This is a genomic window from Candidatus Gracilibacteria bacterium, assembly GCA_010119145.1.
GTDB lineage: Bacteria > Patescibacteriota > Gracilibacteria > BD1-5 > UBA6164 > JAACSU01.
The window spans coordinates 79,778-92,093 of record JAACSU010000008.1; the positions used below are offsets into that span (position 1 = coordinate 79,778).

At 31.7% G+C, this 12,316-nt stretch carries 14 protein-coding genes; 3 read left to right on the forward strand and 11 right to left on the reverse strand.

Annotated elements, in window-relative coordinates:
* Positions 1–59: 59 nt before the first annotated feature.
* The 11 genes from rpmH to GW846_04540 all read right to left on the reverse strand — a co-directional run bounded on the left by rpmH (position 60) and on the right by GW846_04540 (position 7,902).
* Positions 60–302: a 50S ribosomal protein L34 gene (rpmH, locus tag GW846_04490; GenBank protein NDK10014.1), complete on the reverse strand. Its 243-nt coding sequence runs from the start codon at positions 300–302 to the stop codon at positions 60–62.
* Positions 303–390: 88 nt separating this feature from the next.
* Positions 391–1,083, reverse strand: coding sequence for a hypothetical protein (locus GW846_04495; protein NDK10015.1), 693 nt, complete (start codon positions 1,081–1,083; stop codon positions 391–393).
* Positions 1,022–1,168 carry a prepilin-type N-terminal cleavage/methylation domain-containing protein gene (locus GW846_04500; GenBank protein NDK10016.1) on the reverse strand — a complete coding sequence of 49 codons (147 nt, stop codon included), beginning with the start codon at positions 1,166–1,168 and terminating at the stop codon, positions 1,022–1,024. The genes GW846_04495 and GW846_04500 overlap by 62 nt, the downstream gene beginning before the upstream one ends.
* Before the next feature lie 75 nt (positions 1,169–1,243).
* Positions 1,244–1,957: a uridine monophosphate kinase gene (locus tag GW846_04505; GenBank protein ID NDK10017.1), complete on the reverse strand. Its 714-nt coding sequence runs from the start codon at positions 1,955–1,957 to the stop codon at positions 1,244–1,246.
* A 9-nt stretch (positions 1,958–1,966) separates the two neighbouring features.
* Entirely contained in the window at positions 1,967–2,974 is a 1,008-nt protein-coding gene (locus GW846_04510; protein NDK10018.1) for a hypothetical protein, read from the reverse strand.
* Positions 2,975–3,061: 87 nt separating this feature from the next.
* On the reverse strand, positions 3,062–5,200 hold the full coding sequence (locus GW846_04515) for an RNase J family beta-CASP ribonuclease (GenBank protein NDK10019.1): 2,139 nt from the start codon (positions 5,198–5,200) through the stop codon (positions 3,062–3,064).
* A gap of 258 nt (positions 5,201–5,458) precedes the next feature.
* Positions 5,459–6,355, reverse strand: a complete 897-nt coding sequence (locus GW846_04520) for a hypothetical protein (GenBank protein ID NDK10020.1) — start codon at positions 6,353–6,355, stop codon at positions 5,459–5,461.
* Positions 6,356–6,361: 6 nt separating this feature from the next.
* Positions 6,362–6,769, reverse strand: a complete 408-nt coding sequence (locus GW846_04525) for a hypothetical protein (GenBank protein NDK10021.1) — start codon at positions 6,767–6,769, stop codon at positions 6,362–6,364.
* An 11-nt stretch (positions 6,770–6,780) separates the two neighbouring features.
* Entirely contained in the window at positions 6,781–7,134 is a 354-nt protein-coding gene (locus tag GW846_04530) for a hypothetical protein (protein NDK10022.1), read from the reverse strand.
* A gap of 17 nt (positions 7,135–7,151) precedes the next feature.
* On the reverse strand, positions 7,152–7,511 hold the full coding sequence (locus tag GW846_04535) for a hypothetical protein (GenBank protein NDK10023.1): 360 nt from the start codon (positions 7,509–7,511) through the stop codon (positions 7,152–7,154).
* A 7-nt stretch (positions 7,512–7,518) separates the two neighbouring features.
* Positions 7,519–7,902, reverse strand: coding sequence for a hypothetical protein (locus GW846_04540; protein NDK10024.1), 384 nt, complete (start codon positions 7,900–7,902; stop codon positions 7,519–7,521).
* Between the two features lie 109 nt (positions 7,903–8,011).
* Between GW846_04540 and GW846_04545 the strand changes: the two genes are divergently transcribed.
* The 3 genes from GW846_04545 to GW846_04555 all read left to right on the forward strand — a co-directional run bounded on the left by GW846_04545 (position 8,012) and on the right by GW846_04555 (position 12,293).
* Positions 8,012–9,148: a glycosyltransferase family 4 protein gene (locus tag GW846_04545; protein NDK10025.1), complete on the forward strand. Its 1,137-nt coding sequence runs from the start codon at positions 8,012–8,014 to the stop codon at positions 9,146–9,148.
* 95 nt (positions 9,149–9,243) lie between these two features.
* Entirely contained in the window at positions 9,244–10,596 is a 1,353-nt protein-coding gene (locus tag GW846_04550) for an O-antigen ligase family protein (GenBank protein NDK10026.1), read from the forward strand.
* Positions 10,597–10,598: 2 nt separating this feature from the next.
* On the forward strand, positions 10,599–12,293 hold the full coding sequence (locus tag GW846_04555; protein NDK10027.1) for a hypothetical protein: 1,695 nt from the start codon (positions 10,599–10,601) through the stop codon (positions 12,291–12,293).
* Positions 12,294–12,316 lie beyond the last annotated feature (23 nt).

Genomic DNA, 12,316 nt, shown 5'->3' on the forward strand with positions numbered 1-12,316 from the left:
TTTACCTCACGTTCTTTCAGTCTATATATTTTTGAAATCACTAAAAAAAATGTGAATTATTATTTTCTTTTTACATAATTACCTTTTCCATCGAAAGGAGATTTTTTTGCAGTTCCACCAGCAATTATATGCATTTTAGATTTACCGTTAATTTCTTGGAATCTTTTTGGGTAACTTACTGTAAGTTGGTGTCTTCCTTTTCTTCTTCGGTTTTTAAGCACGTTTCGTCCAGAATCAGTAGAGCTTCGTTTTAGAAACCCGTGTACTCTCAGTCTTTTTCTTTTTTTAAGTTTTCCTAACATAATCGGTATTGATGTGTGAGATAATTTTTATAAGCTGCGATATCTTATTGTAAAATGATGTCTTGTCAAAAAATATTTTATAATTCTTCTATTTATCATTCGTCGAACAAATATAGCTCTCAGTAAAATATAATGAGTTACAGCTTCATACTCACGCATCATTAATAGTAATATTATTTATGTCTGAAACACTTCTTACTTGCAACCAACAATTTGCAGTATAATCTCAGCTTGGTTCAGTATATGGAGTATCTCTAAGCCACCATTTTCAACCATCTACAGCTTTCCAATCTGGTGCTGTTTCAGAGTTCATAGCAACTGAAGTATAATTTCAGCCATTAGTTGGTTTAAAAATTCATGGCATTACTCTAAAGTAACTACTTCAATATCTTTGAATTACATATGCAAATAAATCTTTTGTTCTTGGAACCAACATATCCATTCATACTTCCTTACAACTATTATTATCTGTTGATCTAAACGACCTAATTCAATTTACTATAGGATACATAGTGTATCCTCAATTATCAGTGGTCATATCACAATATACTTTTAATATATCATCAGACTTTGTTTTTATAACATACTCTCAATTTTTGTTTTTGAGTTTTGGATTATCTTCTAAAATTCTAAGACAACTTGAATATTTCTTCCATCAACTTTCTGCTATAAGTGATAATGATTGTAATTGAGATCCCGTTCCAGTTAATGATACTTGGTTAGAGTTGAGAAAATCTATTGGAATCTTGTGCTCACTTGAGATAATTTGAATAGGATACAAATCATATTGTAGAAAGTATTCATATAATAGTTATCACTACTATGAGTTCAACAAGTGTAAATGCTCTCAATGAAAATCTAGGCATTATAAAATCCTTATAAATAAAGTATGACTCTAGTTATAAGGATTAAGAAGTTTCTTTCAAAGATTTTAGGGTTGACTAATTTTCAGAACTACAAATAGACGTCCCCGTTTTATCTCAATTGAGAATTTCTAAAATACTCAATTTATCAAATTTAGTAACTACAATTTCAAGCTTATTATCTCGAGCAAGAATTATTCAGGTTTGATCAAATACTTGTAGATTTTTTCATATAAACTCATCATAACTTATAGACTCTATTTTTTTTGCATCAGAATTTTTTATAGGGTCGCTCTCATATACTCCATCTACTTTCGTAGCCTTAATCATAATATCACACTCAAGTTCAATAGAACGAACTACTCAAGCAGTATCTGTTGAAACATATGGACTTCATGTACCAGATGTACAAATTACGATTTTTCAAGATTTTAAGTATTCACTTGCTTGTAGTGAAGTATATCTCACTAAGAATTCTACACCCAGAGCATCTAATACTATTGCTTCAATTCACTGCTTTTCAAGAAAATTTTTAAGACTTAATCCGTTAAAAACTGTTGAAAGCATACTCATATTATGAGAATCTGATGACTTCATTCAGGCTTTTATGAGGTCTGAACCTCTATAAATATTTCAGCCACCCACTACTATTACGAGCTCAAGTCATTGTGAGACCACCTCTTTAATTATTTGAGCAACATTTTCTATATGCTTGGATTCAAGTCCTCAAACTCCTGGCTCACAGAACGCTTCTCATGAAATCTTAAGTAAAATTCTTTTATAATGTGACACGAAAAAATATTAAGATTGTAAAATATCTCGCATGAGAGTATCCACTATTTGAGTATTTGGAAATTCTTTTTCTCAAAGTTCCTTATTTTTTTCTTGAATAGTTTCAGTACTGACTCATTCTCCTGTCTCTAATTCATATGTTCCATAATATCCATTTTTAAAATCAATATACGTCCTTTCATATATATAAGCATCACCATCAAGTCTTATGAGATTAAATCTAATTCATTCATCTTCTACTATATCTCTACACGTGTTCCAGTAATACCATGTATTCATTTTTTCTTTTAAAAAATCACCAAGTGTTTCACAACTTACTGTTGGAAGCACTTCTTTTTTCACTTCAAGACTTTTAATCTGTGAATATGTAAAGCTTGATTCTCAAACCTTGATAGGTTCTCAGTATCGAGATGACGTTGGCAGATCTCATACTACTAATTCTTGAGAACTCCCAGCTAATTGACTCTCAGATTGTTTAATATTTTCAGTGAGTGTTTTTGGGATATTAATTGTAACTTCTGTTTGAGATTTTTCTCAGGTACTACTTGTGGCAGTAATGAGGTATACATTTTCACCATAGTCTAAAACTTTGGATTTAGAGCTTGCATTGTATAAAAACGTAGAATCACCTGACTTAAAAGTCTGAAGAGTATAATTATCTACAGGATAATCAGATTCTTCATTTGAAAACCTCACACTAATAGTAGTAACATCATCTAAAGTTTTTCAAGTAATTTGAAGCTCTCCATCTATACTTTCTTGAGAATTAATAGTATTTACAGAAATATATTGAATATCTGATACATCTCGAACTTCCACATACGAATCATTTTGATTTGTATTATCTCATTGTTCTGAAATGTCTGACTCTCAACTCGTGTTTTCAACGGTTTGTTGCGTTTGATCCGCTTGTCATTGTTGGAGTAATTCTTGTTTTGCTTGATCAACCTTATCTTGATTTTGCCCACAAGAAGCCAATACAATAATAAGCGTGAATAATGATAGAATATATTTCATAAGTATTTTTTAATAAAATTATGACCTGTATTATAAGCTTACGTAAAAAAAAAGCAAAAAACGAGTTTTTTGCTTCTTACATTATTTTTACACTTCTGTAATTATTGGAATAATCATAGGTTCTCTATCAACTTTTTTAAGAATAAAAGTTTCCAAATCAGTTCTGAGTATTTTAAGTAAATCTTTCTCTTCAATATCTGGAATATCTTTGAGCGTATTTTCAAATACTTCACGAGCTTTTTTGATGATAATTCTATGAATATATCTCACTTCATCGACGTACACCAATCCTCGTGTTTCAAGTTTAATGTGACCTATAATTGCCTTTGATTTTTTATCAACAGTATACTGAAGCACAAGTACTCCAGCATTCATCATCTGTTCTCGAGCTTTAATAACATGACTTGTTGTAAGTCCCATTCCATACCCATCAATAACATATTCCATAATTGGTACCTTGATTTTTGAGCGAAATACTGAACCATTTGGAGCAAAATCCACTATATTTCAGTTATCAAGGAGAAGAATATTACTTTCTTTCACCCCCACTGACATTGCAGTCTCAGCATGTCGAGTTCTAAAGTATAAATCACCATAGATAGGCATAAAATATTTAGGAGCAAACAGCTTCAAGAATATCTTTTGTTCCTCTTGATACGCATGACCTGAAGTATGAACAGGAAGGTCAGACTTCGTAATGATTTTTACACCATACTTAATAAGTCTATTAATAAGTCCTCCAACTGATCTTTCGTTCCCTGGTACAACTGAAGAAGAAAATATTACAGTATCACCTGATTGAATAGTGATAGCATTATGCTTTCATTCAGCCATACGACTCAGTGCAGAGTATTCTTCTCCCTGACTTCAGGTTGTAATAATAATTTGTTTGTTTGCAGGAACTGACTGAGTATTTTTCACTGTCAGTTTTTTAATAGTCCCTGGCTTCATTGAAAGATATCAAAGTTTTTGAGCAATAGCAATATTTTCAACCATACTTCTCCCAGAGAGAAATATATATTTGTCATATTTTTGAGCAATATCAATAAGTTGTTGTACTCGAGAAATCCAAGATGAGAAGGCAGCAATAAGTAATCTCCCATTGGTAGTTTCAGATACGATTTTTTCAAGTGTATCTCACACCTCTTTTTCACTCATAGAAAATCCTTTCGTCACTGAACCTGTAGAATCTCAAAGATAGAGAGTTATCCCTCTTTTTCCAATTTCTTCATATCTCTCGAAATCAGCTGGTTTATCAAGTCTTGGTGTGTGATCAATCTTGAAATCACCAGTATGAACCATTTTTGCTCATCCTGGAGTTTCTATATATAAACCAGCACAGTCAGGAATTGAATGGTTTACAGAGAAAAACTCAACTGAAAACTGTCCTATCTTCGTAGTGTTTGCAACAGAAGCATCTATCTCTACAAAAGTAGCATAGGGCATAAGGCCTGCTTCTTCAAGAGATTTTTTAATGAGCCCAAGCGTAAGTTTCGTCCCATACAATGTTGGCATATCGAGAACTGGAAGCACATTTTTAAGCGCTCCAATATGATCTAAATGAGCATGAGTAATGAGGAAACCTTTTATATTTTTTGTGTATTTTGTTAAAAATGAAACATCTGGAATAGAATAATCTGCTCCAAGCATATCTGGTTCAGCAAATTGAACTCCACAATCAATAAGGATGATATCATCACCAAATTGAACCATGCTCATATTTTTTGCACCTATTTCGTTATTTCCCCCAATAGGAATATATCGAGTATATCATTCTCTGAGAGTTGGAAGGAAAAATTTTGTTTCAGGAAACTGAATTATTTTTCTTCCATACTTATTACTTTGTGGAAGCCCTGTTGTATCTCAACCATGTTGGTTTTGATGTTTGTTTCGATGATTATTTGGTCTTTTATTTTGAGCTTGTCCATTATTATTTTTAGCCTGAGCTGCATGATTATGAACTGGTTTTTTAGCACCTGTATTATTCTTCGTATTCTGGTTTTGAGTGTGTCCAGAGTTGTTATTTACCAATGGATTATCATTTGGTGCTGGTTTATTATGGTTGTGTACTGGTTTTTTTGGAGCAATAGTATGAGGTTTATTATTGCTGTGTTGTGAATTATTCTGTTGTTCCAATTGTGTAGAACCTGTTGGTCATGAAACTGAAGCAGTATCAGGAACAATTCACTGAACCTCAAGATCAAGTTCGTCTAGAAAGTCTTTCATTCTAATATAATGTAATAAATAAAGTATTGAAAACTTATATGAGCGCATGAGTACATGTTTATATAATAATATAAATTATGTACGCTTCGTCATTTTATAAAGTTTAGAAGTCATTCATTTCTCAAAAAGAGAAATGGAGTAAGCAAGTAAATGCCTAGCTTTGGAATAACTTAATGAACTCTAGAAATAACGGGTTGTATTGAAAAAGTAGTACAGTCATAGTGTTATATACAGAAATATGATTGTATTATGAGAAGATTATAAGTTATTTTGAGTATATTGCAAAAACTTTTTTATATCAACCTCCAACTTTGTAATGTCCCAATAATAGCTCAAAATAGGCTGATCTCAAGAAAAATTAGTATTTATATATTCTCAATTTGGGAAAACTTCATCTTTAAAAAAATTATATTTCCTTGCAAGACTTACTGTATTGCGTGACTTCTCATAAAAATCAGAATTATGCAGAGTATAATACATATAAGATTCTGCGTAATCTTCAAACTGGTTCGTCATAGCATAGCCCGAAACAAAATCTCAGGTATTTTGACCTCAAGTAATAATACTTATGTCTTCCCAAGAAATACTATAGAATTTAGAACTCAGACTTTTATCTACATCTCTATTCGAATAGATATCATAATAGTGTCAAAACTCATGAATAAAAACACTCATAAGTTCTTCTTCTCAATATTTTTGAACTCAAAATAGATGGATATTACGATTTCTCATACGTCATCTCGTATCACTTTCTTGCTCATATAAGAGAACTGAGAGTTCTGACACTGAGGTTTTTATAAAATCTTGTTTTAAAAAACTCTCTAAAATTGGAGTGAGTGTATTTTCTATTTTTTGTTTTAAACTGCCAGGAATATATCATACAGCTATTTTCGACTTTTGAGAGTCAAAAAAGTTTTTTTTATATCATTCAAATATAATTTTATTAGTGATTTGAGAAATATCTGCTTGTGTTACACCACTAAAACTTGCGTACATTTTAGTATCTCATGCATTTTGAGTAAATGAAAACTCGTTTTCTGATATGTGCGAATCAAAAAGTGTATCATCAAATAAAAGTACAGATACTGCGTAAATAAATACTGTAAAAAAAAATGTTAAACCACATCCGAGTTTGAGATTGTACCTGAGTGACATATTACATTAAGCCGTGAGAGAAAATACAAGTTCGACAACGATTCTCACCAATGCTCCAGCAACGACAACTCACAAAAATCAAAGAATAGACCACTTCACAATATCTTTTCATTTTTTAATCCTCTCATCGTCTCAGAGTGAAAGAGTCATAAGAAATGCACCATATACAATAGCACCAACTGCTATAAGTCAGAGAAGTCAGGCAATTGCAGCCGTCCAATCTACTATTTTATTTTTAACATTTCACTCTATGAGTGTATCACCACTTGCATTCACGAGATTACTATCACTCAGACATCCGTCGAGTGAACTTGCAATATTTCAGTTATATCCACATTCTACCGCTGCGACTGGAAGCAGTCCCATTATAAATACAGTACAGAAAGTAATACAGATATTGAGCAGTAATTTCATAATTTATTTTATTAGATATCAAGACCAGCTACAAGTCGAACAATAGCATAAGCAAAAGCTACGAGAAATATTCATACAGCTGCATATATAAAGCTTTGGAGTGCTTTTTTAAATTCTTCTGGATTTCATCTAGCTACCACAAGTCGCCCACCGATGAAAAGAAACATCCCAATTGCTAAAAGAGCCATCACTGCAAATATAGAATCTCTCGCAAATCATAGAAGATAATCAATAAGACTCAAACCTGACTGCGTAGATGAAAGTGCTGCATTTGAACTTATAGGAATTATCCCTTCTTTTAGCTCACTTTCACTTAGAGCAAATACACTTGGATTCATGAGTTGGTATGCAAAAAATGCGATCATACTGTATAAATATTTCATTAAACTCTAAAATTATTAATTATATTTATAATTCAAAATGCTGCGACTGATATAAATACTCAAACCAAAGCCCAAATAATTACATTTTTTGCTTTTTTAATTCTTTCTTCATCTCCACTTGAAATGAGATACATAATTCAACCAACCATAACTGCAAGGACTGCTATTACAGCTACATATTGAATAAGGAGGGCTACAATATTTCAAAGTACTCCATAAATAGCATCTCAACTCTCAATATTACTTTCACCACATCAAGGAAGTGCTCCACAATCAATATCTGGTACTGCAGCAAAACTCAGACTTACTCATAATAGAGAGTAACAAAAGAAAAATAGTTTTAAAATTTTTGTAGTCATAGTTTTTTTAAGAATAGAGCAAATAGGCGAAGAGTCTCACTATAATACCAGCAGAGAGTGCAATAGCAAGTGAGATAAGACCAGCCATAAATATAGATTTTCATTTTGAGAGGAATTCATCCTGACCATGGTAAATTATCATATATCATGCACCAATTGTCATTATAAATGCTGAAAATACTCAAAAAACAAGTATGAGCTTATTGAGAATAGAAGCAAGAAAATTAGTCACTGTTCATCCTGCTTCATCAGAAATAAGACTCGTAGGAGTAGGGGTAATGGTCCCTACATCGATCGTAAAATTACTACTTGTAATATCATCAATTGCAAAAGCTGAATCAAAAAAGATAAGTATAAAAAGAAATACAAGTCATAGGAGCAACTTTTTCATTGAGTGTAAGAGAGGAGTATAAATTTCCAAAATAATAACAATTATTTCATAAAAGACAAAATTATTGTATCCTTGAGTTATATATTTATACACGATAGAATAGTACACTATGAAAATAGCAATAGTACATGAAATGCTCGTTAAATTGTGAGGAGCAGAAAAAGTAGTAGAAAATTGGGTAAAAATGTATCCACAAGCCGATGTCTTCACTCTCATATATGATGAAAAAAAAGTTTGAAAAGTTTTCCCTAAAAACAAAATACATCCTCAAGTTTTTAAACTCCAAACTCAACGAATCTACACGTTAACACATAAACAAAGACTCTGCCTTCCATTTATGGCTTGAAGTACAGAAGCTCTGGATTTATCTAGCTACGACGTAGTTTTAGTAAGCAGTTCAGGATTTGCTCATTGAGTTATTACGAAACCTGAAACAAAAACAATTGTCTATTATCATGCCCCTGCACGATATATATGGGATTGGACGAACGAGTTCAAACGAGGTATAAATGCGCAAAGTGGTTTGAAAGGATATGTGTTAAACTCATTATTTTTAAAACTGAGACAATGGGATTTCATAGCAAGTAAACGTCATGATATAACTCTCAGCAATAGTAAAACCACTCAAAAAAGAGTACTCAAATATCTCAGGTTAAAAAGTGAAATTCTATACCCACCAATTGAAACAGAAAGATTTGATAAAAATGTAATATCAAAAATGAGTCCGAAATACACTCACTACTATATTATCCTCTCTACTCTCACGGAGTTTAAAAAAATAGATATAGCAGTAACTGCGTTTAAATCAATACCTAGCGTAAATCTAATAATAATTTGAGACGGAGAGTATAGAAAAAAGCTTAAAGAATTAAGTGACTGAGTATCTAATATCTCATTTGCGTGAGCTCAATATTGAGATGATCTCGTCTCTCTCGTACAAAAATCTGATGGACTCATCTTTCCTTGAGAAGAGGACTTTTGAATTGTACCTATAGAAGTAATGGCTGCTTGAAAACCTATTTTTGCTTTGAAAAAATGATGACTTACAGAAAGCGTCATAGCTTGAGAAACATGAGATTTTTTTCTAAAATCAGATTGAAGTGATTTCATAGAGAAATTTCAAATGTTCCACACTAATAATATGGCCTGAAAGTATAGTTCAACACTATGTAAACAGCAGGCTAAGATTTTCGATAAAAAACTATTTGAAGACAGGATTACTCAAATTGTACACCGATACAATTAAAATAGTACATCCAACATCACTCATAAAATTCTCTTTTTCTTTACATTATGAAAAGTGTTTTTATAATTTTCTAAATATTTTTCTTTCCTCATATTATGATTCGTAAAATAGTCCTTTGAATACTTTTATTCTTGCTTCCACTTCATGCTTTTATAGTTACGGTTCTAAAATGCAAATTTGCAATAGACACTGATATACTCAGATTTTGGAAAGAGTGAATTATTCTCATTCTGCTTCTTATGACATTTTTTACTCAATACAAAAAATACGATTGGTCACTTAAAAAGCTCTATCATAAAAACACATTACTCGGACTTACAACAGCATTTATTGTGTGTAGTGCTCTGTATTTATATTTTCCATTTTTTGAGCTAAAGGCTGCATCAGTTCTTTGATTTCGATATGATGTATTTTTTCTATTTGCACTTCTTATTGGTCTCTACCTTCCTGCTTGAGAAGAGGACATACGGTTTTATATGAAAATGGTATTTCTCTCTACTTTCTGAATACTTATAGTTTTTCTTCCTTGGTATTTATTTTGAGATATCAAAAGTACTGTATGACTTTTTGGATATTCAAATGAAGCATCTACGTATACTGCAAACGCGTGTCTCAGCTTTGCTCAAAATGTTGAAGGATGATATGCAAGGTTTCAAGCAACCTTTGGAGGACCAATTCGTATGTCTGTATACCTCACACTTGTAGGTTCACTTTTTATGGGATATATACTCTCTGCAACAAGATTCACTCGAACTCAAAAGTATACGTTCATAGCAATATTTTGAACTCTTATTCTCACATCTATATTTTTCTCTTATTCTAAAACTTCTATTTTATGAGCTATATTTGCCATCGCACTCTTTAGCTTCTTAACATTTAGATATATTTACAGAAGAGTCATAACTCGTAAGATGTATATTCAAGCAGGTATAGCACTCTCTCTTCCTATAATTTTAGTTATAATACTAAAATGGGATATGTTTTTACATCTCTGATCCGTTCTTAATCGATTAGAGAACTTAGGGAGATCAGCTGAAATGTTTTTTTATAATCCTATGTGATATGGTTTAGGGATTGCAGGACCTGCAAGTCAAATTGGAAACTCAATCGAATCAGCTTGAGGAACATTTATAGCAACTTCTAATGTTTTAACAATTCATAGATTCCTTCCAGAAAACTGGTATGTTCAAATCCTCTTAGAACAATGAATTATTGGACTCTCTATATTTGTATCGCTTATAATTTTTATAGGATATAGACTTGTATCTCGAATTAAACAACATAGAGATTTTGTAAGTGTCTGAGTCGCTACGGCCTATTTTTCACTCTGTTTTATGGCTCTCTTTACTCACGCATTTGAAGAAGCAGCGAGTAGTTATATGTTATTTTTCTTTATTGGTATTCTCCTGCATGAGGGTATGATGATGGAACGACATAGTAAAAAATAAATATGAAACTTTCAACCATTCTCTTCGTGATTCTGTGTATTGTTTGAACGCTGTATCATGCATATTTTTTGCAACTAAACGAAGTTCTTAAAGTAGCCGATAGTTTTGCATATCTACAAATGAGTTACTTTATGAAGGATTTCAGTATTGCTTCGTTTTGAAATGGTTGGTTTTGATTTGTATACTCTATTCCAATTGCATTAATGAATCTTTTTATAATAAATGATTTTTTGGCAGCTCAAATAGTAAATCTCATACTTCTCAACGTGAGCGCGATACTGTTGTTTAATATATCTAAAAAATATCTTTCTAGTTATTTCTCACTGCTGGTAGTTGGATTATTTTTATTATCTCCGGTGTATCTTCATTTCAGTATACATGTCTTGTCTGAAAATATTTACATCCCTTTATTTTTATGACTTCTTACTGTAACACTTAATTTTGTAGAAGAATGCTATATTTTTAAAAGCCCCTCACAGCATTTACTCAGACAAAAAAAACAAGTTATTATTATAGGAGTACTTTTAGCTCTTCTCTATCTTACCAGAGCAGAAGCATTTATTTACATATGATCTATTGGAATACTTGCTCTATGACTCGCACTCTTAAAAAAACTGAAATGGAAAAACTTTTTTAGTTTATGAATACTGTTTTTTGTGAGTTTTATCATTATTATTTCTCCTTATCTTTATTTCTTACATGATTTAACATGAGAGTGGGGACTCACTAACAAATGAGCCAGTAACCTCAGACAGGCTGAACTCAGAGGACAAACCCAAATGGATGATGCTTGATTTGAACAAGCCGTTGCAGAACTCACTGCCGATAAACATCATCTCATTGCTGGCTTCGCTGGAGGAATGCCATACGATACTCCAAGTATAGAAGGGAGTCTATGAGATTTTGTAGCGCGTGATCCGGCTTGATTTATTGCTCGAGTTTTTAGAAATCAAATAAAACTTTTTACACAAAATATTCCAGAAATATTTCTTTGAAAGAGTCCAAGTTTATATCTCTCTGATAATTCACGTTTTTGAGGAAATATATTATTTCTACTATGGTGTCTCTTTCCTTTCCTAGTATTGCTGTATTGAATATATGAATCTGTCAAAAGAGAGAGAGTTTTGATTTTAACATCACTTGCATTTTTCACACCAGCACTTATATTTTTTACACTATTTTTTACACTCAATAGATATTTTCTTATTTTTCTTCCCCTTTTCTTTCTCATATATTGAATTGGTCTCGCTAAAATATATGACTATTCAAAAATACTTTCTCTCTTTCTAATTTGAAATATAGTTTCAGTTCTCCTACTCTCTACAATGGTGTACTATAATTGAGAAAAAGACAAAGATGATTACTACACTTTAAAACAAGAAGCTTGAGTCTGGCTGCAATGACAAATTACTGATACAGAAAATATAAAAATAATGGAACGATTTCCTATCGTAACGTATTACTCTGGAAGTAAAATACGATACATTACTCCTTATACAGATGATATTTCAGATATTTATGAATACTGACTTTATAATAAAATAGACTATCTCATAGTCGATTCTATGGACTTTGAGACCTATAGACCAGCTCTTGCAAAATATTTAGAGAATACTCCAAATTGATTTACAAAATTTCGCGAATTTAGCAATGCCAAGAATCAAAAAGTTATCATTTATAAACTCAATGAAGTATAAGCTTCTTACTAAAAAAAGAGACC